The sequence below is a fragment of the Streptomyces sp. QH1-20 genome (assembly GCF_041283565.1).
GTDB lineage: Bacteria > Actinomycetota > Actinomycetes > Streptomycetales > Streptomycetaceae > Streptomyces > Streptomyces syringius.
The window spans coordinates 4,098,316-4,123,988 of sequence record NZ_CP166299.1 but is presented as its reverse complement, the minus strand read 5'-3'; the positions used below and the strand labels follow the sequence as shown (position 1 = coordinate 4,123,988).

At 70.8% G+C, this 25,673-nt stretch carries 25 protein-coding genes and 1 riboswitch; of the genes, 12 read left to right on the top strand and 13 right to left on the bottom strand.

The window, feature by feature from the left end:
- The first annotated feature begins 130 nt into the window (after positions 1-130).
- The 3 genes from AB8O64_RS18495 to AB8O64_RS18485 all read left to right on the top strand — a co-directional run bounded on the left by AB8O64_RS18495 (position 131) and on the right by AB8O64_RS18485 (position 3,809).
- The gene (locus tag AB8O64_RS18495; RefSeq protein ID WP_130878527.1) at positions 131-1,243 is read left to right on the top strand and encodes a LacI family DNA-binding transcriptional regulator; all 1,113 of its coding nucleotides are present in this window, start codon (positions 131-133) and stop codon (positions 1,241-1,243) included.
- A 400-nt stretch (positions 1,244-1,643) separates the two neighbouring features.
- Complete coding sequence (locus AB8O64_RS18490; RefSeq protein WP_370420063.1) at positions 1,644-2,720, top strand: metallophosphoesterase; 1,077 nt, start codon at positions 1,644-1,646, stop codon at positions 2,718-2,720.
- 186 nt (positions 2,721-2,906) lie between these two features.
- The gene (locus AB8O64_RS18485) at positions 2,907-3,809 is read left to right on the top strand and encodes a hypothetical protein (protein ID WP_370420062.1); all 903 of its coding nucleotides are present in this window, start codon (positions 2,907-2,909) and stop codon (positions 3,807-3,809) included.
- A 197-nt stretch (positions 3,810-4,006) separates the two neighbouring features.
- On the opposite strand, the gene AB8O64_RS18480 is transcribed toward AB8O64_RS18485, so the two are convergent.
- The gene (locus tag AB8O64_RS18480) at positions 4,007-4,441 is read right to left on the bottom strand and encodes an ester cyclase (protein ID WP_370420061.1); all 435 of its coding nucleotides are present in this window, start codon (positions 4,439-4,441) and stop codon (positions 4,007-4,009) included.
- Positions 4,442-4,580: 139 nt separating this feature from the next.
- Positions 4,581-6,338, bottom strand: a complete 1,758-nt coding sequence (thiC, locus tag AB8O64_RS18475) for a phosphomethylpyrimidine synthase ThiC (RefSeq protein WP_370420060.1) — start codon at positions 6,336-6,338, stop codon at positions 4,581-4,583.
- A riboswitch (TPP riboswitch) is annotated at positions 6,332-6,468 on the bottom strand. It overlaps the preceding gene by 7 nt.
- A gap of 53 nt (positions 6,469-6,521) precedes the next feature.
- Between thiC and AB8O64_RS18470 the strand changes: the two genes are divergently transcribed.
- Positions 6,522-7,859 (top strand): YibE/F family protein, encoded by a 1,338-nt coding sequence (locus AB8O64_RS18470; RefSeq protein WP_370423897.1) that lies wholly within the window; start codon positions 6,522-6,524, stop codon positions 7,857-7,859.
- 181 nt (positions 7,860-8,040) lie between these two features.
- Here AB8O64_RS18470 and AB8O64_RS18465 read toward each other — a convergent pair whose 3' ends face one another.
- The 3 genes from AB8O64_RS18465 to AB8O64_RS18455 form a co-directional block, all read right to left on the bottom strand.
- Entirely contained in the window at positions 8,041-8,487 is a 447-nt protein-coding gene (locus AB8O64_RS18465; protein WP_130878532.1) for an SsgA family sporulation/cell division regulator, read from the bottom strand.
- Positions 8,488-9,135: 648 nt separating this feature from the next.
- The gene (locus tag AB8O64_RS18460) at positions 9,136-9,357 is read right to left on the bottom strand and encodes a DUF5326 family protein (RefSeq protein WP_370420059.1); all 222 of its coding nucleotides are present in this window, start codon (positions 9,355-9,357) and stop codon (positions 9,136-9,138) included.
- Between the two features lie 163 nt (positions 9,358-9,520).
- The gene (locus tag AB8O64_RS18455) at positions 9,521-9,838 is read right to left on the bottom strand and encodes a cupin domain-containing protein (RefSeq protein WP_130878534.1); all 318 of its coding nucleotides are present in this window, start codon (positions 9,836-9,838) and stop codon (positions 9,521-9,523) included.
- Positions 9,839-9,901: 63 nt separating this feature from the next.
- On the opposite strand from AB8O64_RS18455, the gene AB8O64_RS18450 reads away from it, so the two are divergent.
- The 3 genes from AB8O64_RS18450 to AB8O64_RS18440 all read left to right on the top strand — a co-directional run bounded on the left by AB8O64_RS18450 (position 9,902) and on the right by AB8O64_RS18440 (position 12,466).
- Positions 9,902-10,282, top strand: coding sequence for a phage holin family protein (locus tag AB8O64_RS18450; RefSeq protein ID WP_365213039.1), 381 nt, complete (start codon positions 9,902-9,904; stop codon positions 10,280-10,282).
- Between the two features lie 17 nt (positions 10,283-10,299).
- Positions 10,300-11,463 (top strand): cystathionine gamma-lyase, encoded by a 1,164-nt coding sequence (locus tag AB8O64_RS18445; protein WP_370420058.1) that lies wholly within the window; start codon positions 10,300-10,302, stop codon positions 11,461-11,463.
- A 136-nt stretch (positions 11,464-11,599) separates the two neighbouring features.
- On the top strand, positions 11,600-12,466 hold the full coding sequence (locus AB8O64_RS18440; protein ID WP_370420057.1) for a hypothetical protein: 867 nt from the start codon (positions 11,600-11,602) through the stop codon (positions 12,464-12,466).
- Here AB8O64_RS18440 and AB8O64_RS18435 read toward each other — a convergent pair.
- A complete protein-coding gene (locus tag AB8O64_RS18435; RefSeq protein ID WP_370423896.1) occupies positions 12,423-12,575 on the bottom strand; it encodes a DUF6255 family natural product biosynthesis protein in 153 nt (50 codons plus the stop codon). The two genes, AB8O64_RS18440 and AB8O64_RS18435, sit on opposite strands and share 44 nt — an antisense overlap.
- A gap of 434 nt (positions 12,576-13,009) precedes the next feature.
- Between AB8O64_RS18435 and AB8O64_RS18430 the strand changes: the two genes are divergently transcribed.
- The 3 genes from AB8O64_RS18430 to AB8O64_RS18420 all read left to right on the top strand — a co-directional run bounded on the left by AB8O64_RS18430 (position 13,010) and on the right by AB8O64_RS18420 (position 16,025).
- Positions 13,010-14,245 carry a helix-turn-helix domain-containing protein gene (locus AB8O64_RS18430; protein WP_370420056.1) on the top strand — a complete coding sequence of 412 codons (1,236 nt, stop codon included), beginning with the start codon at positions 13,010-13,012 and terminating at the stop codon, positions 14,243-14,245.
- Positions 14,246-14,541: 296 nt separating this feature from the next.
- Entirely contained in the window at positions 14,542-15,438 is an 897-nt protein-coding gene (locus AB8O64_RS18425; RefSeq protein ID WP_370420055.1) for a LysR family transcriptional regulator, read from the top strand.
- A gap of 77 nt (positions 15,439-15,515) precedes the next feature.
- Positions 15,516-16,025 (top strand): NUDIX domain-containing protein, encoded by a 510-nt coding sequence (locus AB8O64_RS18420; RefSeq protein ID WP_370420054.1) that lies wholly within the window; start codon positions 15,516-15,518, stop codon positions 16,023-16,025.
- A 31-nt stretch (positions 16,026-16,056) separates the two neighbouring features.
- Here the strand turns inward: AB8O64_RS18420 and AB8O64_RS18415 are convergent, their stop codons facing one another.
- The 4 genes from AB8O64_RS18415 to AB8O64_RS18400 all read right to left on the bottom strand — a co-directional run bounded on the left by AB8O64_RS18415 (position 16,057) and on the right by AB8O64_RS18400 (position 20,573).
- Positions 16,057-17,799 (bottom strand): globin domain-containing protein, encoded by a 1,743-nt coding sequence (locus AB8O64_RS18415; protein WP_370420053.1) that lies wholly within the window; start codon positions 17,797-17,799, stop codon positions 16,057-16,059.
- A gap of 274 nt (positions 17,800-18,073) precedes the next feature.
- Positions 18,074-18,706, bottom strand: a complete 633-nt coding sequence (locus tag AB8O64_RS18410) for a haloacid dehalogenase-like hydrolase (RefSeq protein ID WP_356451049.1) — start codon at positions 18,704-18,706, stop codon at positions 18,074-18,076.
- Between the two features lie 141 nt (positions 18,707-18,847).
- Complete coding sequence (locus tag AB8O64_RS18405; RefSeq protein WP_370420052.1) at positions 18,848-19,291, bottom strand: heme-binding protein; 444 nt, start codon at positions 19,289-19,291, stop codon at positions 18,848-18,850.
- A gap of 61 nt (positions 19,292-19,352) precedes the next feature.
- Positions 19,353-20,573 carry an MFS transporter gene (locus AB8O64_RS18400; RefSeq protein ID WP_370420051.1) on the bottom strand — a complete coding sequence of 407 codons (1,221 nt, stop codon included), beginning with the start codon at positions 20,571-20,573 and terminating at the stop codon, positions 19,353-19,355.
- 232 nt (positions 20,574-20,805) lie between these two features.
- Here AB8O64_RS18400 and AB8O64_RS18395 point away from each other — a divergent pair, with 232 nt between their 5' ends.
- Positions 20,806-21,267, top strand: coding sequence for a MarR family winged helix-turn-helix transcriptional regulator (locus tag AB8O64_RS18395; protein ID WP_130878544.1), 462 nt, complete (start codon positions 20,806-20,808; stop codon positions 21,265-21,267).
- A 207-nt stretch (positions 21,268-21,474) separates the two neighbouring features.
- Positions 21,475-21,927 (top strand): N-acetyltransferase family protein, encoded by a 453-nt coding sequence (locus AB8O64_RS18390; RefSeq protein WP_370420050.1) that lies wholly within the window; start codon positions 21,475-21,477, stop codon positions 21,925-21,927.
- A gap of 37 nt (positions 21,928-21,964) precedes the next feature.
- Here the strand turns inward: AB8O64_RS18390 and AB8O64_RS18385 are convergent, their stop codons facing one another.
- From AB8O64_RS18385 to AB8O64_RS18375, 3 genes are all read right to left on the bottom strand, one after another.
- Positions 21,965-22,744: a TetR/AcrR family transcriptional regulator gene (locus AB8O64_RS18385; RefSeq protein ID WP_370420049.1), complete on the bottom strand. Its 780-nt coding sequence runs from the start codon at positions 22,742-22,744 to the stop codon at positions 21,965-21,967.
- 171 nt (positions 22,745-22,915) lie between these two features.
- A complete protein-coding gene (locus tag AB8O64_RS18380) occupies positions 22,916-24,043 on the bottom strand; it encodes an alanine--glyoxylate aminotransferase family protein (protein WP_370420048.1) in 1,128 nt (375 codons plus the stop codon).
- Between the two features lie 148 nt (positions 24,044-24,191).
- The gene (locus AB8O64_RS18375) at positions 24,192-25,649 is read right to left on the bottom strand and encodes a serine hydrolase domain-containing protein (protein WP_370420047.1); all 1,458 of its coding nucleotides are present in this window, start codon (positions 25,647-25,649) and stop codon (positions 24,192-24,194) included.
- Positions 25,650-25,673 lie beyond the last annotated feature (24 nt).

The window sequence follows — 25,673 nt, the reverse complement described above, 5'->3', positions numbered from 1 at the left end:
CTTATCCACACCCCCAACTGGCTTTGTTTCCATGGTCATTACAGGGAATCGGTCGTGCAGAAACGTGCCTGTCAACAGCGAAAACCGGATCCCCGCCAACGGACCAACCGAGCCCTACTATCGGCTCGCCATGACAGCAGCAGGGAAGCACCAGGTGAGCCGGACTGACCTCTCCCGCAGAGGCAGCCGACAAGGCCGTGCGGGTATCCGGGACGTGGCCGCCGCCGCCGGGGTGTCGATCACGACCGTCTCCGACGCGCTCAACGGCAAGGGCCGGCTACCGGACGCGACCCGCCGCCATGTCCGCGAGGTCGCCGACCGGCTGGGCTACCGCCCGTCGGCCGCGGCCCGCACCCTCCGCACGGGCAAGTCCGGTCTCATCGGCCTGACCGTGACCACGTACGGGGATGAACCTTTCACCTTCACCGAGTTCGCGTACTTCGCCGAGATGGCCAGGGCCGCCACCTCCGCCGCCCTCGCCCGCGGCTACGCCCTGGTCATCCTGCCCGCGACCTCCCGGCACGACGTGTGGTCCAACGTCGCCCTCGACGGCACCGTCGTCGTCGACCCCTCCGACCACGACCCCGTGGTCACCGACCTGGTCCGCCAGGGCATCCCCGTCGTCTCCGACGGCCGCCCCGCCGGCACCCTCCCCGTCACCGCCTGGGTGGACAACGACCACGAGGCGGCCGTCCTCGGCATCCTCGACCACCTGGCCGCCGCCGGCGCCCGGCGCATCGGGCTGCTCACCGGCACCACCACCGACACCTACACCCGGCTCTCCACCACCGCCTATCTGCACTGGTGCGAGCGGGTCGGCCAGGACCCGGTCTACGAGGAGTACCCCGCCCACGACCCCTGCGCCGGGGCAGTGGCCGCCGACCGGCTGCTCGCCCGCCCCGACCGGCCCGACGCCGTGTACGGACTGTTCGACCCCAACGGCACCGACCTGCTCGCCGCCGCCCGCCGCTACGGGCTGCGGGTGCCGGACGACCTGCTGCTGGTCTGCTGCAGCGAGTCCACGGTCTACGCCACCACCGAGCCGCCCGTCACCACCCTCTCCCTCAAGCCGCGACGCATCGGCACGGCCGTCGTCCAGCTCCTCATCGACGCCATCGAGGGACTCGACACCGGACGGCCGGTGGAGCAGGTCATACCGACGGAGCTGATCGTGCGCACCTCCTCCGAGCGCCGCCCGCCGCGCACCACCGTCAGTCCCCCGCGCGGCCCCGCCACGCCCTGACCGCAGCCGGTCAACCGAGAACACGAGCCGGTCACCCGAAGCCCTGAACGGTCAACCCGAGCACCAGGGCCGAACCACCGGACCACGGACGAAAACGGAGCGCCACGAGCCGAGCGGAACGCCGTGACAACGGCGTATATCGGCCACGGCAGGGATCCGTCAGCCACAGGAGAGGTCCGTCACCAACCCCAGGACGGCTTCTCCGGGCCCCCACCGAGGGGCGCGAACGACTCAATTGGGGAGAAATGACCGGCGTCCTCGCACGCCCTCCTCGATTGACAGCCCCTGGTGCGTGCACAAGCCACGACGGTCATTCCTATGATGGGCGCACGACACCACGGACCGCCGTCGACCAGGCAAGGTCCACAAGGTGCACGGCGGCGCGATGGTGGAGGGGTCGATGACTCAGGGGGCCGGTCAGGGACCCGTACGGACCACGGCGGCGGTGCCGCCCTTCCCCGGGTACGCCGCGCCGCCTCCCATGCCCGCGTACGCCCACACGGAGCCGCCCGCGGAGTACCCCCCGGGCTACACCCCGACCGCACGCGACCTGCCGGTCATCAGCCGCAGTGCCGTCCCGCGGGACGTGCCGACCGTCAAGCTGACACCGATCGCCGACCCGCAGGCGGCGGCGCCCGTGCCGGGCGGCCTCGGCCCGCTGTACGTCGTCGGCGACGTCCACGGCTATCTCGACGAGCTCTACGCGGCGCTCGCCGCCGAGGGGCTCATCGACGCGAACGGCCAGTGGGCCGCGGGCAACGCCCGGCTGTGGTTCCTCGGCGACTTCACCGACCGCGGCCCGGACGGCGTCGGGGTCATCGACCTCGTCATGCGGCTGTCCGCCGAGGCCGCGGCCGCCGGCGGCTACTGCAAGGCCCTCATGGGCAACCACGAGCTGCTGCTCATCGGCGCCAAGCGGTTCGCCGACACCCCCGTCCAGTCCGGCGCCGGCACCGCCTCCTTCCAGGCGGCCTGGCTGCTCAACGGCGGCCAGCGCACCGACATGGAGCGGCTCGAGGACCACCACATGCAGTGGATGTCCCGGCTGGACGCGATGGCCGAGGAGGACGGGCACCTGCTCGTGCACTCCGACACCACCGCCTACCTCGACTACGGCGACTCCATCGAGGCCGTCAACGACGCCGTCACCGAGGCCCTGCAGCGCAACGACCCGGACGAGGTCTGGGACCTGTTCCGCAAGTTCACCAAGCGGTTCGCCTTCCGCGACGACGAGGCCGGCCCGATGGCCGTGCGGGAGCTGCTGGACACCTACGGCGGCGGCCGCATCGTGCACGGCCACAGCCCCATCCCCTATCTGCTCGGCGAGGTCGGCACCGAGGACGAGGACGGCGAGGAGGGCGGCGGCCCGGTCGTCGACGGCCCGCACCTGTACGCGGACGGGCTCGCGGTCGCGATGGACGGCGGCGTCACAATGGCCGGAAAGCTACTGGTGGTGCAACTCCCGCTGGGTGCCTGAGGGTTCAGTGGGCCGGCACACGGGCAGGTAGGGGGTTCCACTGGCGCGGGGTAATTCGGCAAACTCTCTGTCACCTCGCGACAGAACGGCTCTACCATCGGCTTATCCGTAGCAGGCTCTCCTCCGTTTCCGCCCACAGCCGGTGCAAGCCGGCAACGAGGCCCTACGGAGCATCGGGGGATGCACATGAACAGCGCTCCGCACCTGCTGGCCGAGGACCGCCCGGAATTCGAGCGCGTCCTCGACCAAGCGTTGCGTACCGCAGACCATGACCCGGAACTGGCCGCCGCGATAGGACAGCGGCTCGACGCAGAACAGCTCCGCACGATGGCGCGGAGCGCCATGGCCGCGATCGCGGCCTGTGCGGCGACCGAATACCAGAGCTTTCTGAAGGCGCGCGAAGAACTGCGCGCGCCCTCCAATGCCGCCCAGCCCCAGCCGGTCGGTACCGTCCCGCGCGGCGCCGACGGCGGCGGTGGCGGGGTCGCGCACCTCACCGTCGTCGGCGAGGTGTCCGAGGCGGCGGGTGCGGGCGCCGGCGCGGTGCTCGCCGTGCTCGCCCCGGTCCTCGCCGGGATCGCGGCGCTGCTCTTCCTCCTCGTCGGCTATGTCCTGCGCACGGTCGCGTCGAACGAGGCCGTGGCGGACCCGATGGTCACCGTCGGCTGGTGGTTCGCCGGCCTCACCGTCGCCGGGGTGTTCGTCGCCATGGCCGCCATGCTCGTCACCGCCCTGCGCAACGGCTCGGGCCTGGCGCAGGACGCGCGCGGCCTCCGGCTGAGCGAGGACGCCGAGCGGGCGCGCGACGCCTGGCGGCAGGCGTTGCTGGAGCGCGGCATACTGCCGTTCCTGCGCGAGTCCCTCGCCAACGCCCCGCTGGCACCACCCACGCCGCCCGCCCCGTCGCCCGCTACGCCGACGCCCCCGCCCCGGGCCCGCGACCCCCACAGCCGTACGCCGAACCTCGGCTACTCCCGTCCCGGCTTCTCCAGCCCGGACGACGAGTCCTCGCCCAGCCCCCGCCCGGGCTACTCCCGCCCCGACTTCACCAGCCCCGATTACGGCGGCCCGGACCACCGGCCGGACTGACCGGGGCCCTCCGGGGTTTTTCCTCCCCCCACCCACGGGAGGGGGCGGGTCGGAGCGGGCCTGTTGTTCGGGCGTAAAGCGAAGCAGCCCGGACAACAGGCCCGCGGAGGCCCGACACCGCACCTGAGCAGCCCCGCGCAGTGGACACCGCCCCGCGCAGCGGGAAACGGCGCCACGCCAGCGGCAGCGGACACCGCTCAGGACGGCACGTCGGGCAGCAGCCCCAGCTGGCCGAGGAAGTCCATCTGGTCGAAGTAGAGCCGGTAGCTGACGATCCGGCCGTCCTTCACCGTGGCACAGTCACAGCCCCGGATCCGGATCTCCCTCCCCGTCGCCGGCAGGCTCTCTCCCGAGGGCAGCACCAGCGGGCCGGTGTTCTTGCCCCGGAAGAACCCCTCGTCGATCGCGGTGTCCCCCGCCTCGTACTTGGTCAGCGAGTCGAACGTGGCCTCCGGCACCGCTTCCGTCATCTGACGCCAGTACGCGGTGATGTTCTCCCGCCCCCGGATCTCCCCCTGGTCCGGCGTGACGGCGACGGCATCCTCCGCGTAGCAGTCCGCGACGACCTCGAGGTCCACGGCCGTGGTCACTGCCTCGGTGAGCCGGTCCATGGTTTCGCGCGCCTGTCCCATGATCCACCTCCTGGTCCCGTACGGGCCCTCTCCGATTTTCCCATAGGTGGAGCAAACGGGATCTATCGAACGAAGGGCGCGGGACGAGGGAGGGCCACCGCACAGCGCGCAGCAGCTCTCCCCCACCCAGGTGGCGTGGTCAGTCGGCCAGCGGCAGATAGACCCTGTTGCCGCTCGCCGCGAACTCCTTGGACTTCTCCGCCATACCGGCCTCCGGGTCGACGGCCAGGTCCCCGCCGTGCTCCCGCCGGATGTCCTGCGAGATCTTCATCGAGCAGAACTTGGGCCCGCACATGGAACAGAAGTGCGCGGTCTTCGCCGGCTCCGCCGGAAGCGTCTCGTCATGGAAGGCGCGGGCGGTGTCCGGGTCGAGGGCCAGGTTGAACTGGTCCTCCCAGCGGAATTCGAAGCGCGCGTCGGACAGCGCGTCATCCCATTCCTGCGCGCCCGGGTGCCCCTTGGCGAGGTCCGCCGCATGCGCGGCGATCTTGTACGTGATGACGCCGGTCTTCACGTCGTCGCGGTCCGGCAGGCCCAGGTGCTCCTTCGGCGTGACGTAGCAGAGCATCGCCGTGCCCCACCACGCGATCATCGCCGCGCCGATACCCGAGGTGATATGGTCGTACGCGGGCGCGACATCGGTCGTCAGCGGGCCGAGCGTGTAGAACGGCGCCTCCTCGCAGATCTCCTGCTGGAGGTCGATGTTCTCCTTGATCTTGTGCATCGGGACGTGCCCGGGGCCCTCGATCATCGTCTGCACGTTGTGCCGCTTGGCGATCGTGTTCAGCTCGCCGAGCGTCTTCAGCTCCGCGAACTGCGCCTCGTCGTTGGCGTCCGCGATCGAGCCGGGGCGCAGCCCGTCGCCGAGGGAGTACGTCACGTCGTAGGAGGCGAGGATCTCGCAGAGCTCCTCGAAGTTCTCGTACAGGAACGACTCCTTGTGGTGCGCCAGGCACCACGCGGCCATGATCGAACCACCGCGCGAGACGATGCCGGTCTTGCGGCGGGCGGTCAGGGGGACGTAGCGCAGCAGCACGCCCGCGTGGACGGTCATGTAGTCCACGCCCTGCTCGGCCTGCTCGATGACCGTGTCCTTGTAGATCTCCCAGGTCAGTTCCTCGGCCTTGCCGTCGACCTTCTCCAGCGCCTGGTAGAGCGGCACGGTGCCGATCGGCACGGGGGAGTTGCGCAGCACCCACTCGCGCGTGGTGTGGATGTTGCGGCCGGTGGACAGGTCCATGACCGTGTCGGCGCCCCAGCGGGTCGCCCAGGTCATCTTCTCGACCTCCTCCTCGATGGAGGAGGTGACGGCGGAGTTGCCGATGTTGGCGTTGACCTTCACCAGGAACTTCTTGCCGATGATCATCGGCTCGATCTCCGGGTGGTTCACATTGGCCGGAAGCACGGCCCGGCCCGCCGCGATCTCCTCGCGGACGGTCTCGGGAGAAACGTTCTCCCGCAGCGCCACGTACTCCATCTCCTCGGTGATCTCACCGCGGCGGGCGTACGCGAGCTGGGTCACGGCGGCGCCCGAGCGGCCCCGGCGGGGCAGCCGGGGGCGGCCGGGGAAGACCGCGTCGAGGTTCTTCAGACCCCCGCGCGGCGAGGTGTGCTTGAGCCCGTCGTCCTCCGGACGCATCGGGCGGCCCGCGTACTCCTCGGTGTCGCCACGGCCGACGATCCAGTTCTCCCGCAGCGGCAGGAGACCGCGCCGGACATCGGTCTCGACGGCCGGATCGGTGTACGGGCCGGACGTGTCGTACAGCCGTACGTCCTGGCCGTTGGTGAGGTGGACCCGCCTGACCGGGACCCGAAGGTCCGGCCGCGAGCCGGTCACGTAGTCCTTGTGCCAGCCGATCCGGCCGGTTTCGGACGTGCGTGCATCCTGCGAGGTCATGAGACCAGACTCCCTACGCCGGCATTACCCGGTAACAGGTTCGGCGGTCGGCGCAGCGGCTTCCGTACGACGTGCATACGGAGGTCAGCGCCCTCTCAGCCCGGTGCTCCGAGCTCCCGCGATTGCAAAGGTGGCACCACGCTAGCGCTTCCCCCGTCCGGAGGACCAGTGGGGCTTGCGATGATGCGTGGCGTGACCAGCTCAGACCGCAGTTCCCAGTCCCACTCGCATTCCCACGCGCACAGCCACGGCCCGGCCGCCCCCGTCTCCGCCCATCTGCGGAAGGTGATCGCGGCGGTGCTGATCCCCTTCGCCGTCGCGGTGGTGGCCGGTCTGATCGTGCTCTGGCCCGGTGGCGCGCCCTCGCACAAGCCCTCCGGGCTTGGTCTCGACCAGCAGACCCGGGCGGGCCGGGTCGTCAAGATCGAGGAGGTTGATTGCGCCAAGGTGGGCGCCCTGCCGCAGCAGCAGCAAAAGCCCGGCCAGGGCGGTTCCGGTGCGCCGGCGCCCCCGCCGGGATCCTGCGAGACCGCGACCATCGAGGTCGCCGAGGGCCCGGACAAGGGCAAGACCTTCACCGAGATCGTGCGGCCGGACTCCTCACGCCGCTACTCCGTCGGCCAGAAGGTGGTGCTCGCCCACGCGCCGAAGGCCCCGGAGAATCTGCGGTATTCGGTCACGGACGTGGACCGGACGATGCCGATGGTCATCCTCGCCGCGCTGTTCGCACTCGCGGTCGTGGTCGTCGGACGACTGCGCGGTCTCTTCGCGCTGATCGCCCTGGTCATCAGCTTCGGCGTGCTGACGATGTTCATCCTCCCGGCGATCCTCCAGGGCTCGAACCCGCTGTTGGTCGCCGTGGTCGGCGGCAGCGCGATCATGCTCATCGCGCTCTACATGTGCCACGGCCTCTCCGCCCGGACGTCCGTGGCGGTGCTGGGGACACTGACGTCGCTGGTGGTCATCGGACTGCTCGGCTCCCTGTTCATGGACTGGGCGCATCTGACGGGCAACACGGACGACCAGACGGCTCTGGTGCACGGCCTCTATCCGCAGATCGAGATCCAGGGTCTGCTGCTGGCGGGGATCATCATCGGTTCGCTGGGTGTGCTCGACGACGTGACGGTGACGCAGACCTCGGCGGTGTGGGAGCTGAAGGAAGCCGACCCGAGCGCGAGTTGGCGCAAACTGTATGGATCCGCCATGCGGATCGGCCGGGACCACATCGCTTCGGTGGTCAATACGCTGGTGCTGGCGTACGCGGGTGCGTCGCTGCCGCTGCTGCTGTTGTTCACGATCGCGGACGCCGGAGTGGGGGCCGTCGCGACCAGCGAGCTCGTCGCGGAGGAGATCGTACGGACGCTGGTGGGCAGCATCGGGCTGGTGGCCTCGGTCCCGGTGACGACGGCCTTGGCGGCACTTGTCGTCAGCGCCGACCGTCAGTCGGGGAAGGGCAAGGCCAAGGGGAAGCCCGGGGCGCGCACCGGGGGCAAGGGCGGCAGGCGCCGCCGCGCGAAGTGACGGGACGGGGCTGGGCGGAGCCAGGACGGGACGAGGACGGGGCGGATCCCTGCCACCGGGCCTGTCCCGGCGACCGAGCCGACCTCGATGGGCCCGGCGACCCCGATGGGCTGGCCTGCCCCGGTTCCTGACGGTCCCGATCTCCTGACGGGTCCGCCGGGAGGGCAGCCGGCCGGGGGCTCTAACCGGCGTTCTGCCCCTCGGGATTACCCGCCAGGATGCTGTCGAGGGCGGCGGCCAGCTCGTAGTCGAAGTCCGCGACGGAGCGCTCCTCACCGAGCGGGGCGATGCGGTCGGTCCGGTCGAGGAAGGCCACCAGGGCGGCGGCCCCGGCCCGGAACAGCGCGCCTTCGCCGCCCACTTGCAGCCGGATGAAGACGTCGGACAGGTGCTCGGCGGAGGCGGGGGAGATGTGCACATCGCCTTCGCCGGATGGCTGGCTCAGCCCGTCGAGCAGCAACTCCCGTGCGAACGCCCAGGTCACAGGCGCGTCGCCGGGAAGGTGGAAGGTGAACTTCACCGCGTAGGGGTCGCTGCTGTCGTAATCCAGCGCCACCGGGATCCGGAAGGACAGCTCCTCGGAAACGAGGAACGTCATGATCACTTCCGCCTGAACTGTTTCGCGCATCGCCCAATGTCCCGTCTATGTCGGTTTTGGCCGGGATTGGATCCCCATGAACCTATTGGCGCCATAGTCTGACAACAACGCCTACCAGACCACAAGGAGTGATTTTTCAGATACTGATAGAGATCGTGAGTGAGCATACGAGCTTCCTGACTCTGGAGCGTAGCGACTCGACTACGGGGTGGAGTCGATCCCGGAGATTCCACAGTTGAGAAATCGCCAGAGTCGCCGGATCCATTGACGCCGAACCGGGACGGGTCCGGGTAGTCGACAAAGGCGGCGGCAAGCGCGTGACGAGGGCGTATTCCCTTGCCCCGCGCTCCGGTTGACATCACAGCGGGGTGGGTCCGCGGCGGAGCAGAGGGTACTTCTCACGCACACTGTGCCGCATGGAGGGATATACCGGGAAGAGGGAGGGATGATCCCGCTAGTCCGCTTCGTCGAGTTGACTCCGTGTGACGGATGGGTCGCGTCGGGCGGAAGACCCGAGGCGGCGCGCGGCAGATGGGCGTAAGCCAGAAAACGGAAAAACCCGCCTCGCGAGTTAATCGCGCGGCGGGATTGCCGTGGTGTCGGAGGCGGTCCGACGCCGACCCGGGCGGGCGTGCCGGGCCGGTCGGGAACGGCCGGGTGGACGGCCGGGTGGGACGCCTACCAGTCGCCCTTCGAGGACGAGGAGGACGAGGTGAACTTCTTGACGACGAGGACCAGAGCGCCGATCAGCGCCGCGAGCAGCAGCAGCTTGAAGGCGAAGGTGAGCACGAAGCCCAGCACGCTGACGATCAGGCTGCCGAACACGGCGAGCACGAGGACCGGCACGGCGATCCACTTCACCCACCAGGGCAGTCCTTCGAATATCCCCTTCTCGGCCATGTCGTCCCTGCTTTCCGTTCACGAGTCCGCACGGTTCACGAGTCCGTCCGGAGCCGGCTGATCCGGCCTGCTTTCGATGCTAGGACGGACCGGTGGGTCCGCGGGGCTCCCACAGCCCCCGTCCTTCCCTGAGCGACCCCCTACGGGTAGCCGGGGAGGGGCGTCAGCTCTCAGGCGGAGAGAAGACGACGACGACCCGGAGATCCTCGCTGATGTGGTGGAACTTGTGGGCCACCCCGGCCGGTACGTAGACGACGCTGCCCCGCGCGACCTCCGTGGTCTCCAGGCCCACCGTGATCGAGGCCCGGCCGCTCACCACCAGGTACACCTCGTCCTGGGCGTGGGGGCTCTGGGGGTCCGCGTCGCCCGCGTCCAGCGCGTACAGCCCGACCGACATGTTCCGTTCGCGCAGGAACTGGAGATAAGCGCCCTCGTTGGCGGCCCGCTCCGCTTCCAGTTCGTCCAGCCGGAACGCCTTCATCCGTCGTTCACCCCTTGCAGTGCCGATCCTCGCCGGGCCGATCCCGTCTGCAACGATCTCATCATGAAGAATTTCGTAGTCAAGACGATTGCCAATGCGGCGGCCCTGGCGGTCGCGATCTGGCTGCTCAAGGGCATCACCCTGTCCGGGGAGAACACCGCGCGCAAGGTGCTGACGCTGATGGCCGTCGCGCTCCTCTTCGGCGTGGTCAACTTCGTGGTCAAGCCGATCGTGAAGCTGCTGTCCTTGCCGCTCTTCATCCTCACCCTCGGCCTGATCACCTTGGTGATCAACGCGTTGATGCTGCTGCTGACCTCATGGCTCGCGGGCCAACTGGATCTGGCCTTCCACATCGAAGGCTTCTGGACCTCGCTGATCGGTGGTCTGATCATCTCGATCGTGGCGTGGGCGATGCATGTGATCCTGCCGGACGAGCAGGACTGACGGAGAGGGGCTGCGGCATGACCGGAGACGGGACGAGAGCCGTACGGGCGGGCCTGCCGGAGCCACGGGCGAACGAGCCGGCGCTGCCGGGCCCGGCCTTCGCCGCCCACTACCACCTGCCGGGCGAGGTCGCGGGCCCGTACACGTACGGCCGCGACGGGAACCCGACGTGGACGGCGCTGGAACGGGCGATCAGCGAGCTGGAATACCCGGCGGGGGATGCGGTGGCGGATCCGGCGGCCGATCCTGCGGCCGAGACGATCACGTTCCCGTCCGGCATGGCGGCGATGTCCGCCGTACTCCTCTCCCAGCTACGGCCGGGCGACACGGCGGTCCTGCCCGGGGACGGCTATCAGCTGCTGCCCGCGCTGCGCGAGCGCCTGGAGGGCTTCGGCGTCACCGTCCGCACCGCGCCGACCGGTGACGACGCCCAACTGGGCGCCCTGGACGGCGCGCGCCTGCTGTGGATCGAGACACCCTCGAACCCGGGCCTCGACGTGTGCGACATCCGCCGCCTGGCCGACGCCGCCCACGACCGTGGCGCGTTGGTCGCCGTCGACAACACCCTTGCCACGCCGCTCGCACAGCGCCCGCTGGAGCTGGGCGCGGACTTCTCCGTCGCCAGCGGCACCAAGGCCCTCACCGGCCACGGTGACGTACTCCTGGGCTATGTGACCACTCTGGCCCCCGAGCTGGCGGCGGCCGTACGAGCCTGGCGCAAGACCACAGGAGCCATCCCGGGCCCCATGGAGGCCTGGCTCGCCCACCGCTCCCTCGCCACCCTCCAGCTCCGCGTGGACCGGCAGGCGGCCACCGCCCTCGCTCTCGCACGCGCCCTGCACGACCGGCGCGAAGTGACGGCCGTGCGCCACCCGGGCTTGCCGGACGACCCAGCGCACGCGGTCGCCCTGCGCCAGATGCACGGCGGCCGGTTCGGCTGCGTGGTCTCCTTCGTCCTCCCGGACCGGCCCCACGCGGAGCGATTTCTGGCCGCGCTGCGGCTTGTCGACGAAGCGACGAGCTTCGGCGGGGTCCGTTCGACGGCGGAGCGACGCGGCCGGTGGGGCGGGGACGCGGTGCCGGAGGGTTTCATCCGCTTCTCGGTGGGCGTCGAGGACACGGACGATCTCGTCGATGACGTGCTGACGGCCCTCAACCTCGCACAAACGAACGGGGTTTGAAGCCGCGCGCGGGGCGGTGGGGTTGCGATACGGTGACGGTGATTGAGCCACTTCGTCACGGAACGAAGTCGGCCCTCGAAGGTGCGCCAACACCGGTCGAGGGCCTTCACCCACGAGGTTCTAGGAGGACCCCGGGATGCTCCGGCATGTTATCGCCCCTGAGCGTTTCTTCACTCAGGTATCGAACGAGATCATCCGCCACCCGCGCCTGTCGGCGGCGGCCGTACGCATGCTCATGTGGCAACTTTCGCTCCCGGCCGGCGTGGACGAGCCGCTGTGGGCGACGGCAGAGAACGCGGGGATCAAGAGGGGCGCGTTCACCGTCGCGAAGCGGGAGCTGAAGGCGGAGGGCTACTTCCACGAGTGGAAGCTCCAAGTCGCGGGCGGGGAGTGGCACACGAAGCAGATGGTCTCCAACGTCGTCCTCGCGCCCGAGGAAGCGGTGGCATTACGGGACGGGTACCAGCAGGTCACACCGACTGCCCCGGAACCGGCCGTCGGTGAACCGACCGACCCGTCCGTCGGCCGTTACCCAACAAACACGGAGGGGAAGAAAGACAACCCTCCCTCCCAGCCCTCCCACGTCCCCGCTCCGCTCATCGAACGCGGGGGACTGATCCTCGCGTCGGTGTCCCACAAGGAACGCAAGCTGCGCCTGAACGGCCGGGACATCCAGCGCCTGGCTGCTTTGGCAGGCGAGTGGCTCCTGCGCGGCGCAACAGCCAAGGACCTGCGAGAGGCACTGACAGACGGGCTACCGGCCCGCGTCCACTCCCCCGCCGCCCTGGCCCACAACCGCCTCACTCGCAAGATGCCGGAGCCCCCGCCCTTCACGGCTCCCGTAGCCGCCCCGCAGCCCCTGCGCTCATGTGCAGGCACCTGCGACCGCGTCTTCCGACCGGTCGCTGACGAGACCAAATGCCGCGACTGTCGACAAGAAGCAGCGGAAAGCTGGACGTTCAGCGGAAGCGTGGGCGGGATGACCGTTCAACCGGCATTTTGAGCGACCGGTATGACGTGTACCGCTCCACTCCACAGTTCCTGCAAGTGGCCTTGTCGACTGTTCGCAACCACCCGGAGGGGTGCGAGCAGGCGGAGACAAGGCGGCCCACCACGCGGGTCACGGGTGCGCCTCACGCTGATGTCGGCCCATGAGCACGGCAGCGTCGGTCATAGCCGACTTGTCACCACGTGCCTCGGCGGCCTGCCGCCCATTTCTGATCCGCTCGCACTCATCGCACCGGTCGGCAGGACCGGCGGCCCGGCACTCCTCGAACGTCGCCAACCGCAACGCCGTAGGCGGCACCTCCCACTCCCGCCCACCACCAGGCCGCCGAACCTGCACCCGAGGCCCGACCCTCCCCATCACCTGCGCGAACGTCCCGTTACGCGTATCGACCACGTACGCACCTTCCCGGTACGACATCACGTCCCGCCTCCGTGGCTGTTCGGATCACTGTCACGAACACCGTCGCGGGTTACGAGTCGGCAACCAATCCCAAGGCCCTATAGCCCGCCCTATAGTCGACATGTGGGGGATCAAGTCGTGGACCTCTGGACTCACCCTCGGCTGGCGGCAGCAGTCGCGAGCAAGGACTGGGCCGCCCTTTTGAGGACGTACCGGAAGCTCACGGGCATGAGCCAGACGAAGCTCGGTGAGTTGGTCGGACTCGTACAGCCGGACGTGTCCGACATCGAGCGCGGGCGCCGCCGGGTGACGTCCGTGGAAGTACGGCAGCGCATCGTGACCGGGCTCGGGATTCCCCCGGCGCTGCTGGCCACCGTCGGAGAGCGGCCCGAGGCGTCGCCGGTCCCCCGCCTGGCGCCCATGGGGATCGCGCCGGACGCGGATCTTCTGGCGCGAGTGACGAGCGCCGTCGACCATGCCCAGCGTGTCGACACAGCGACTCTGGACTGGCTCGACCGGCTGCTGGCCGAACACCGGCGCGCCGAGGACGTCATCGGTTCCCGGCCGTTGACCGACGTCATGCACCAGCAGCTCCGCACGGTTGTGGATCTCCATTCCGGCGCCCGGGGCGACCTGGCGGACCGGGTCGTCCGGCTCGCCGCCGAGCACGCGCAGTTCCTCGCGTGGATGGCGCAGGACCAAGCCGATACCGCCGCCGCGCTGGCCTGGTACGACCGGGCCCACGAATGGGCCCTGGAGGCGGGTGACGCCGGCATGGCGGCGACCACGCTCAGCATGAAGGCGCACATGGCCTGGTCCGGAGGGCGCGGCACCCGGTGCCTACGGCTCGCCGAGGCCGCCCGCTGGTCCGTCCCCGGCACATCCCTCGGCGTACGGGGCATGGCCGCTCAGATGGAGGCCCGGGGGCATGCGCTCAACGGGGACGCCGACGCGTCCCACCGGCTCCTGGACGAGGCACAGACCCTCATCAGCCAGGCGGCCGAGCATCCCGAGGACGAGCCGCCGTGGATGTACTTCTACGACGAGACCTGGTTCGCCCTGCAGCGCGGTATGGCGGAGATGCACCTGGGTAGCTGGTCGGCTGCCATCGGACATCTCACCGGCGGACTCGCCGCACTGCCCGACGACTACCGGCGCGACAAGGCCTGGTACCGAGCCTGCCTCGCTCACGCGGCGGCCGGTGCGGGAGAGGCGGAGCACTCCTTGAAGGTCGCGTTGCGAGCCATCCCTGACGCGGCTGCCGTGGGACGCCCGCACGCGTGGAACAAACTCCACACCACAGCAGCTGCGTTGCTGCGACAAAGAGCCCCGGAGGGGCGGCACCTCGTGGCAGCACTCAAGGCGCACGACTGATGCTCGCCGCACTGCCCGGCGACTGCGTCGAGGTCGCCGCGCTGTAAGCCCGACGCCCGCAACCGCCGTAGCGGCGCAGTCCGGCGGATAAGCCACCTACCGCAGGGCCCCTCCGGCAAGGAGACGGCTCGAGCCTCCCCCCTCTTGGCTCGAGCCGTCGCGGTTCCGACGCGCGAGGAACCGCGCGACCAAGGCTAGTTGACTCTGCGTCAGTGTCCAATCACGCTAGCGACACAGCCCTATCGACTTATTTATAGTTCCGATACGAGCGGTTGGCGGCGAGCCGGGGAGAAGACATGGATCTGGCCCTCTTACGCACGTTCGTCACGGTGCACCGGGCCGGGTCGTTCACCCGCGCAGCCACTCTGCTCGGGCTGTCCCAGCCCGCCGTCACCGGTCAGATCCGGACGCTGGAGCGGCAGTTGGGGCGTCCCCTGTTCGTTCGGCAGGCGCGGGGCGTGAGCCCCACGAGCATCGGGGACGAGCTCGCTCACAAGATCGCGCCGCATGTCGACGCGCTGCTGGAGATCACCGAGGCCGATCTCGACGAGCAGTGGGCCAACCGGACGCTGCATCTGGCCGGGCCGCCGGAGTTCATCGCCTTGCGTGCGCTGCCCGCGCTGACACCGCTCGTGGCGCAGGGGATGACCGTGCGGGCGGCGCAGGGCATCGCGGAGGATCTCTTCGAGGCGCTCGCGGCCGGCCATCACGACCTCGCCATCACCACGTCACGACCACGCGGCCGGCTGCTGACGGCCACCCCGCTCTGCGACGAGGAACACGTACTGGTGGCGGCACCGCGCTGGGCGGCCAAGCTGGGTGGGGCGGCGGTCGTGCGGGACAAGGGGGTGCGGGCGCTGGAGCATCTGCCCGTGGTCGAGGTGCACGAGTGTCTGCCGTTCGTGGCGCGCTACTGGGCCGCCGTCTTCGACAGCACGCCCGTCACCGCCGGCACCGTCGTCGTCCCCGATCTACGGGCCGTGCTGGCCTGTGTGGCCGCCGGAGCCGGGCTCGGGGTGCTGCCCAGGTATCTGTGCGCCGACGCCCTGGACACGGGCGAGATCGTGGCCCTGCTCGACCCGCCCGTACCGCCGCTGCGCACATATTTCCTGGTCGTACGGACCGGCACCCTCGCCCACCCCCATCTGGCCCGGGTGCACGAGTGGCTGCTGCGTGCTGCCGTCTCCTGGTGAGCATCGGCAGGAAGCCGGTGGGAAAGGGGAGGCCGGGAAAGGGTTTCGCAGGGGGTTCCACGCGGCAGATGTCCCGTATGACCGAACGTCCAGTGGTCAAACGCACCGCCCGCGCCATCCTGCTCGACGGCGACATCGGCACCACCACGTCCCGTTCCGACCTTCAGATGATCCTGATCAAACGGACGAAGCCCGGCGAGGATCCGTATTGGATCACCCCGGGCGGTGGTGTGGAGCCGGAGGACGCCACCGTCGTCGCCGCTCTGCACCGCGAGGTCGACGAGGAGCTCGGCGCGAAGGTCTTCGACGTCGTTCCCGCCTTCGTCGACACCGTCTCGCACTCCCTCCACCACGCCGCGCACGGCGTGAAGGTGCAGCACTTCTTCGTCTGCCGCCTGGCGTCGATGGACCTCTCCCGGCGGCACGGCCCGGAGGTGGACGAGCCGTGCGGGACGTACGAGGTGGTGCGCGTCCCCTTCACCAGGGAAGGCGTCACCTCCGTGGAGATGGTGCCGCCGTCGCTGCGCGCGTATCTCGAAGCGAACATCGAGGGCGTACGGGCGCTGCTCGCGGACGACCTCAGCTGAGGCAACGCTGTCCTACCCCAGCAGCGCCGTCCTACCCCCGGCCCGTCGACGACGTCGTCAGTTCGTCGATCCCGTCGTGCCTTATTCGGTGCGACGGTATGCCGATGCCGACGAGGGTGTCCACACCGCTGCGGATCATTCCGGGCGGGCCGGAGAGGTAGGCGTCGTAGGCGGGCCACGGCCCGTATTCGCGCACTATGTGCGTGAGTTGCCCGCTCAGGCGGCGCGTGGGGCCGTCGGAGACGACGGGCCGCACCGACAGCCACGGGTGGGACCGCTGGAGGCCGAGCATGGTGTCGATGTCGTAGAGGTCGTCGTCGTGCCGGGCACCGTAGAAGACCTCGACCGGGCGGCGGCGGCCGTGCTCCGCGACGTCCTCCACGAGCGCCTTGATCGGGGCGATGCCGGTACCGCCTCCCAGGCACAACAGCCCGTTGTCAGTGGTGTGGTCGACAATCATGGAACCGGCAGGGGGCCCGAGGCGCAGGACGTCACCGGGGCGGGCGTGATGGACCAGGGCGTTGGACACCCAGCCGGCCGGTATGGCCTTCACGTGGAAGGAGAGCAGACCGTCCGAGCGGGGTGCGGACGAGAAGGAGTAGTTGCGCCAGACGCGCGGCCACCAGGGCGTCTCCAGGCTGGTGTACTGCCCGGCGAGGAAGGGGTAGGGCTCCTCGGGCCGTACGGTCACGACGGCGATGTCCCGCGTGCGCAGCTCATGTCCGACGACCTCGGCCTGCCACCAGGCGGGCGAGCTCTGCTCGTCCTCGGCGGCCGCGTCGATCATGATCTGCGAGACGGTCGTGTAGACGCGCACCCAGGCGGCTTCGGTGGCCTCGCTCCAGGTGTCCGAGGCGTAGCGGGTGAGGGCGGCGATCAGGCACTCGCCGACGGCCGGGTAGTGCTCGGGCAGCGTGCCGTATTTACGGTGCCCACGGCCGAGGTGGGAGAGGTATTCGGTGAGCGTCGCGGTGTCGTCGGCGTGCTCGGCGGCGGTCAGCAGCGCCTTGAAGAGACGGTCGCGCTGGGTGTCCATCGCCACGGGGAACAGGGACCGCAGATCGGGGTGGCGGATGAAGAGCAGCGCGTAGAAGTACGACGTGGTCCTGTCGGCGACGGGTTCGATCTCGGCCAGCGTGCGGCGGATCAGCTGGGTGTCGGGGGAAGGACCCGGTCTTGTCGGCCGGATGGGCAGTTGATCGCGATCCGAGGGCGGGGTCGGAGCCGGGGCTGGGGCCGAGGTCTGGGACGGGGCCGGCCTGGGCGCCCATCCGGCGGCCGGGGCGGGGGGTCGCGCGGGCGCCGGGTCCGGCCGTGGATCGGCGGTGCGCCGGTGGCGTTTGCCTCGCGTCGGTGGCGGGGCCTGTTGCCCGGGGTGGACCTGCTGGTCGGGCGGCACGGTCCGTTCCGGGGGAGCGTACGAAGCCGGTGGCTCCGGCCGCTCTGCCCGGGCGCCGTACCCCGAGGGGTAAAGGGGCGCCCAACGGCTCGACGGGGCCGCCGGTGGTGGCTCCGTCTGCCATACCGCGCTGATCGGCAGCCCCGAGCCGTACCCGGGATCCCGCTCGGTCTCCGGCACCACCGCGCGTGCGACGGGCTCCCATCCGGCCGGCCGGTCCGGGCTGCCGCCGGTGTCCCCGGCAGCCGGCTCCCCCGACGGCTCCGGTGCCGCCGCCGGGGCCTCCGGCACGGGACGCGGTGGGGTGAACCAGCCCCGCTCACCCGCGGTGCCGAACGAGCCTCCATCGGCCGACGTTGGGGTCGGAGCATCCATCAGTGCCTCGCCTCGAACATCTCTCGGTCGGTGTTCGCACTCCCGTCGGTACCGGAAAGTGCCGCGATTCCCCGATTTACCTCGGGCCGCTGTACCAGTCCGCGTAGCATTCCACCGACTGACCCGACTACGGGCGATTAGCCGGAAATTCAAGTGCCAGCAGGCCCGTTGAGGTTAAACTGAACCATTTCCCGGACCGTCGGCCGTCAAATGGCCGACACTCCGGCGGCGTTGACCCTACAGGTCACGACACGATCCACAAGGGCCACACCAATTACCCCTGACATCCCACCAGTTCGTAGGCCTCACGCAGGTCGCGTCCTGTATAGGCATGCACGGCGACGTCCCGTACGTGATGGTCGGCGTTGACCGCCACCGACACCGGGACGACCTCGAACAGGCGGGCGTCCGACATCGAATCCCCGTACGCCACACAGTCGCCACGGCTCAGGCCGAACTTCTCGCAGAGCTCGTCCGCGATCCGCACCTTGGCCGCCGCGTCGAGGATGCCCGCCGGGTTCACCGGCTCGCGGAACGGCACCGCGGGCCAGAGCGAGCCGTGCGCCGCGTCCGCACCCCAGGTGAGCAGGCGTTCCACGAAGAAACCGGGCGAGAGGGAGATCACCGCGCAGCGTTCGCCCCGGGCCTGGATGTCCGCCCAGACCTCCCGGATGCCCGAAAGCCAGGGCGCGCCCTCGAACGCCGCCGCCACCTGCGCCTCGGTCAGGTCCGCCCACAGCTCGACGGCCAGCGCCGCGAAGCGCGGCGGCGTCAGCACACCTGTGGCGAACCCCCGCTCCAGCTCGTCGATCTCCCGCTCCACCCCGAGCTGCCGGGATATCTCGATCGCCGCCGCCGATCCGTACATCAGCGTGCCGTCGAGATCGAACAAATGCAGTCTGGTCATGAGACCCGAGGGTAGGCGCACGCGCCGCCGAGTACGCGCGAATACTTCCCTGGTCAGGCGCCCCGGACAGGCGGCGTACGGACGCGCGTCGGCGCGGCCGGGGCGTAAGCCCACGACCGCGCCGATGTCCGGTCCCGGCGGTCAGCCGCCCAGTACGTCCTCGATCGCCGACACCGCGAGGCGGTGATCCTGCTCCGGCGCGCCGCCGCCCACCCCGAGCGCGCCGACGAGGCGCCCGTCGCGGTGCAGGGGCACGCCTCCGGCGATGAAGAGGAGCGGGCGGTCGAGCGCGGTCGGCAGGGTGTGGAAGAGACCGCCGGGCTGGACGGCGTCGACCACGTCGGCGGTCGGGGCGTCCAACTGCAGGGCGGTGAACGCCTTCCGGGTGCTGGTCTCCCCCGCGATCAGCACGGCCCGGTCGTCCCGGCGGAAGGCCAGCGGGTGACCGCCAGCGTCGAGGACGCTGACAGCGACCCGTACGCCCTGCTCGTCGGCGGCCCGGCGCACGGCGGCGACGAGGGCGTCCGCGTCGTGGGTGGTGAGCGGGCGGACGGGGGTCACGGTCTCGGTGGCGGTGGTGGTCATGGGAGGTGCTCCTTGCGGTGGTGCGGTGGTCGGAGTGCGGCGGGGGGTGGCTTCGGCGGGCTCAGTGCCCGACCGTCACGGCCTCCCGCTCGGTGGAAAGGGGGGCGGACCCGGCGGCGATACGTCCCTCCCGGGCGCCCGTACGCCGCTCCAGCGAGGCCGACACGAGGGCCAGGACCAGCGCGGAGGCGGCCATCAGGGCGCCGACCCAGTTGGGGGCGGTGTAGCCGAAGCCGGCGGAGATGACGATGCCGCCGAGCCAGGCCGCGATCGCGTTGCCGAGGTTGAAGGCACCGATGTTGACGGCGGAGGCCAGGGTCGGGGCGTCGGCGGTGTGGTCCAGGACCCGCTTCTGCAGCGGCGGCACGGACGCGAAGCCGAAGGCGCCGATCAGCGGGATGGCCACGGCGGCCGCGATCTTGTTGTGCGCGGCCAGCGGCAGCAGGGCGAGCACGATGGCGAGGGCGCTCAGCGTCACGTACAACAGGGGCATCAGCGCCCGGTCCGCGTACCGTCCACCGACGAGGTTGCCGATGAGCATGCCCACGCCGAAGAGGACGAGCAGCCAGGTGACGGAACCGGGCGCGTAGCCCGCGACCTCGGTCATCATCGGCGTGACGTAGGTGCTCATGGTGAAGACGCCGCCGAAGCCGAGGACCGTCATCGCCATCGCGAGCAGGACCTGCGGGTTGCGGAACGCGGCCAACTCGCCGCCGATGCGGCCCGCTTCGGGCTTCGGCTGCTGCGGGACGAGCGCGGCGACACCGGCCAGGCCCAGGACGCCGAGACCGGCGATGATGAAGAAGGTGACGCGCCAGCCCGCGTTCTGGCCGATCAGCGTGGACATGGGCACGCCCACGACGGTGGCGGCGGTCAGACCGGTGAACATCATCGCGATCGCGCCCGCCTTCTTCTCCGGCGCGACGAGCCCGGCGGCCACGATCGAACCGATCCCGAAGAACGCTCCGTGGGCGAGCGAGGCGACGATCCGGCCGGCCAGCATCAGCCCGAAGACGGGGGCGACGGCGGAGAGCAGATTGCCCGCGATGAACAGCCCCATCAGGACCATCAGCATCCGCTTGCGCGGGACGCGCCGGCCGACGATGGCCAGCAGCGGCGCCCCGACGACGACGCCGAGGGCGTATCCGGTGGTCAGGAAGCCTGCCGTGGGGATGGAGACGCCGAAGTCCGCGGCGATGTCGGGCAACAGGCCCGTGATCACGAATTCGGTGGTGCCGATACCGAAGGCGCCGATCGCGAGCGCCAGCAGAGCGAGAGGCATGACGGGGGTGTCCTTCAAACGGTGAGGAGGAAGGGAAGGGGGCGCGGTCCGCCACGGACGGGCTTTCGTTGCAGGCGAACCTTACGAGCGTCGACAATAATTGCAGACGCGGGTTAATTGCAAGCGCGGGCTATTGCGCATGCGAGCTATCCTGTTTCCGAAGACGACGCGGCCGGGCGACGGCCGAACAGACGCCGCGCGTACGACGCACAAGGTGAAGGAGGGCCACGTCATGTCCCGCACCCCGGACCCCGCCCTGGTCGGCCTGGCACAGGGCTGGTGCGCGCTCTCCGCGCTGCACGGCCGGATCGAGTCGCACATCGAGCGCGCGCTGCAGGCCGGGCACGAGCTGAGCGTCCGCGAGTTCTCCGTGCTGGACGTGCTCAGCCGCCAGCACGACGGCGAGGGCGGCCACCTGCGCATGAACGAGGTAGCCGACGCGGTCGTCCTCAGCCAGAGCGCGACGACCCGCCTGGTCAACCGCCTGGAGGACCGCGGCCTGCTCACCCGCTACCTCTGCCTCACCGACCGCCGCGGCATCTACACCGACGTCACGGACGCCGGCCGCGCCCTCCTCGACGAGGCCCGGCCGACCAACGACGCCGCGCTGAGCGAGGCGCTCCGGGAAGCGTCGAAGCGCGCGGAACTGGCGCCGCTGGTCGCCGCCGTGGAGTCGCTCTCGCCGGTCGCGTAGCACCGGTCGCCGGCGCGGGCTCGCGTCACACCGGCCGCCTGGGGCGGGCAGCACAGCGCCGAGGCGCTCGGCGCGGGCGGCCTCACGCACCGGCCGCCCGGCGCGGGTCTCTCGGCGCCGGGCACTCAGCGGCCCTTGGGACCGCACCGCTCCCGGGTTCCGTTCTTGATCGCCTAAGACCGGATCCCGAGCGCTAGGGTCCGGATCATGAGCGACATAGAGATCCGGCCCGCGACCGCCGACGACATCCCCGCCATCGTGGCCCTGCTGGCCGACGACGCCCTCGGCGCCAAGCGCGAGTCCCCCGACGACCTGACGCCCTACCGGACGGCCTTCGCCCGCCTCGTCGACGACCCCAACCAGCACCTCGTCGTCGCCGTCCGCGACGGCCGCACGATCGGCACGCTCCAGCTCACGATCATCCCCGGGCTCTCCCGGCGTGGCGCGACGCGGTCGGTCATCGAGGGCGTACGCGTCCACAGCGACGAGCGCGGCAGCGGACTGGGCACGCGCTTCATCGAGTGGGCCATCGACGCGTCGCGCCGCGAGGGGTGCCAGCTGGTGCAGCTCACCTCGGACGCCACCCGGATCGACGCCCACCGCTTCTACGAGCGGCTCGGCTTCGAGGCGTCGCACCTCGGCTTCAAGTACCAGCTCTGATCAGGCGCGGCAGCCTGACCTGGCGCGACGACTCCAGTCAGGCGTCGCTACGGGCCCGGGCCCGCTCGCGGTGGGCCCGCTGACGGCAGGCGCCCCCGCAGTACCGAGCGGGCCGGCCCGTACGCGCGGAGGGAACAGGACCCTCGCACACCGCACATACCCCCGCAACACGGGTTTCGTTACGGCTCGGCGGGGCCGGTGACGGCAGTTTCGTCACACCTCGCCCCGGGCGGAGACTGTCGCACACCAGTGCCGTGATCCTCCCGGGCTGCCCTTCCGGGCCCCGGCGCAGCTCCATGGACAGACACCCGACGAGCAGCGTCATGACGTCGCCGACCAGCACGTCTTTCCGTACTGCGCCCGCCTTCTGAGCCCGCGTCAGCAGCACGGCCAGGGCCTCGCGGAAGTCCCGCTCCACGCCCGGCGTCGGCTCGAAGCGCCCCTCGGCGCTCGCCTCCAGCGCGTCACAGAGCGCCTTGTTCCGGGCCGACAGCCGCACCACCGACGCCAGGTACCGAAAGAACACCGCTCCGGGGTCGGCGGCATCCGCCAACTCCCTTGCTGTGTCGGTGAACAGCCGGATCCGGTCCACCACCGTCGCCCTGAACAGGGCTTCCTTGGAAGGGAAATGGCGGTAGACGGTCCCGGCGCCGACCCCCGCGCGACGGGCGATCGTACCGAGCGGCACCGCCAACCCGGCCTCCTCGAAGGCGGATCGGGCCGCTTCCAGGACGAGAGCCCTGTTGCGCCGGGCATCCGCCCTGCGCCGCGGAGCGGGCACCGCCGGCGGGGTCGGCGGCTGCCTTCGCTGTGCCATCGGGGAGCTCCACGTGCGGAATGACGAAACGGGATCGAGGTTCCGATTCTATCGGCACGTCTGAACAAGGGGCTGCGCGCCACGAAGGGAACGGGAAAATGGGATGAGAGAACGCAAAAGGCCGCCGTCAGCGCGGAAGCGCGGACGGCGGCCCCGGAAGTGCTGTGGGTTCTAGTCGGCGATCACGGCGTCCCACGCCGCACCGGCGGCGTCCAGGGCCTCGTCCACGGCCACCGTCTCGATGCCCAGCCCGCGCAGGCCCTCGCCCAGCGCCGCCAGCGAGGCCAGCACGACGGCGCGGTCCGCCGCGAGACCGTAGTGGTTGACGCGGATCATCTCCTTGGCCAGCGCGCCCGCCGCCGCCTGCACGGGCACGGTGGCATCGGCCGCGAGGGCCTTCGCGACGATCTCCCGGGCGTCGAGGCCGTCGGGGGCGCGCAGCGTCGTGGCGGCCGGGGCGGCGTCCTGGTCACGGATGACGTAGGGGGTGAGAGGGGCGAGGGCCCGTACGCCCGCGCGGGTGGCCGCGGCGGCGGCGCGGTGCCGGGCGATGACGGAGTCCAGACCGTCCGCCTCGATGCGGTCGACGGCCTGCTCCAGGGCGAGCATCTCCAGCTGCGCGGGGGCGTGCGGCAGGGCCGTCCGGCCGCCGTCGATCCACCGCTCCTTCCAGTCCAGGAGGGACAGGTAGGAACGGCGGGGCGCCTGCTCGTTGGCGGCTATCCGCTCCCACGCGCGGGCGCTGACCGACACGGCCGACACTCCCGCCGGTCCCGCCATCGCCTTCTGCGCGCCGATGACGCACAGGTCGACGCCCCACTCGTCGGTGAGCAGCGGCTCGGCCGCGACGGAGGCCACGGCGTCGAGCATCAGCAGCGCGCCGTGCTCACGGACGACGGCCCCGATCTCGGCGACGGGGTTGGTGTTGCCGGTGGCCGCCTCCGCGTGGACGAGGCTGACGAAGTCGATGGCCGGGTGCGCGCGCAGCGCGTCGGCGACCTGTCCGGCGTCGACCGCGCCGCTGAAGGGCGCGTCCACGGTGATCACCTCGGCGCCGCAGGAACGCAGCCAGCCGCCGAACGTCTCGCCGTAGGGGCCGGTGATGACGTTCAGCGCGGTGCTGCCGGGACGTACGGCCGAGCGGATGCACGCCTCCAGCGGCAACAGGGCCTCGCCCTGCATCGCGACGACGCTCTCGCGCGTGCGCATCAGCGCGGCGACCTTGTCCTCGATGCGCGCGAAGTGCCCGGCGCCGAGCGGCGCGAGGTCGAGCAGGACCGGTGCGGTGTTCGCAGTCACGGTGGCCTTCCGGGGTCTGTAGCGCCGTGTCCCGGCGCCCGCCAATCTCCCCACGACCCTACGTCCGTGCGGTCGCCGGCGCAGAGGCCGCCGACCGCTCGTCCACGTCCCGGCGGCGCAGGTGCGCGACCCGGCCCGCCGGACAGGCCTACCGCCAGCCGCCCTTGTCCACACCGCCCGGCACGGCGTCGCCCGGCTCGTAGGGCTCGCGGGTGAAGACGAAGGTGCCGAGGTCCAGATGGCTCAGCGCCCCGGCGGGCGTCCGTACGGCACGCAGGGTCTCCCCCGCGTAGTACCCGTCGAGCCCCGTCCACGTGCCGTCCGCCTCCGCGCGGAACCGCGCCCCTCGGCCGCCGCCGGCGACCGGCGACAGCTCCAGCCCGCGCTCGGCGCCCAGCCGCAGCGCGAAGGGGGTGGCGCCCCAGTACCAGGGGCCGGTCAGCTCCAGCAGTTCCGGATCGGCCTCGTCGAGCGGGCGCCAGGGGGCCGGGATCCGGGGCTCGTGCTCGGCGACGGTGCTGACCAGGTCGGACGCCAGGCCTGCGACCTCGAAGCCATTGGTGAGGTTGGCGAGCGCGACGCCGGCCAGGGCCTCGTCCGGGCTGATCCACAGCGCCGACACGAAGCCCGGCATGGAGCCGCAGTGGCCGAAGAGGATCCGACCGTTCTGGCGGGTCACCTGCACCCCGAGCCCGTAGCCCCGCACCCATTCCGGGTCCTGCGGGCCGACCGCCGGGACGCGCATCTCGGCGAGCGACTGCTCACTGAGGACACGGCCAGCACTGTTCGGGCTGTCACCGTTCTGGCTGTCACCGTTCTGGCTGTCACCGTTCGGAGCGTCACCGTTCAGGAGGAAGGCCGCGAAGCGGCACAGATCCGCCGCCGTGGACCACAACTCCCCGGCGGGCGCCATCCGCCCGGTGTTCACGGCGGGCTCCGGAAGCAGCACGTCCGCCCACGGGTGCACGGCCCAGCCCGCCGCGTGCGGTGCCTCGGGGCCGAGCGTCGTACGGTCCATCCCCAGCGGCTCCAGCACCTCCCGGCGCAGCACCGTGCCCCAGTCGTCGCCGCGCAACCGCTCGACGAGCGCGCCGAGCAGCGCGAATCCGGGATTGGAGTAGTGGTGCGTCCTGCCCACCGGGTGGCGCTGGGGGCGCTCGCCGAAGATGTCGGCAAGCTCGGGGCGCAGTGCCCCGTCCGTGCGCTCCCACCACGGGCCGCGCGCCTCGGCAGCGAGCCCGGAGGTGTGGGCGAGGAGTTGGGCGATGGTGGCGTCGCCGCCCTCGGGGGTGTCCAGGTGCTTGCCCAGCGGGTCGTCGAGGTCGATCAGGCCCTCGTCGCGCAGCCGCAGGACCAGCACGGCGACGAACGTCTTGGTGAGCGAACCGATCCGGTACTGCGTATCGGCACCCGGCACCTGTCCGTCGACCGCGCCGTACCCCTCGGCCCACACCATGCGTCCCTCACGCATCACCGCGCCCACCATGGAGGGCGCGCGGCCGGCGTTCTGGCCGACGGCGAGGCGGTGCAGGAGGGCACGTCGCGTGGCGGGGAGCAGCTCGGCGAACTGCTCCTTCGAGGCTGGTACTTCGTACGGGGAGGTCATGTCCCGCACCCTAGCCAGGGCCCG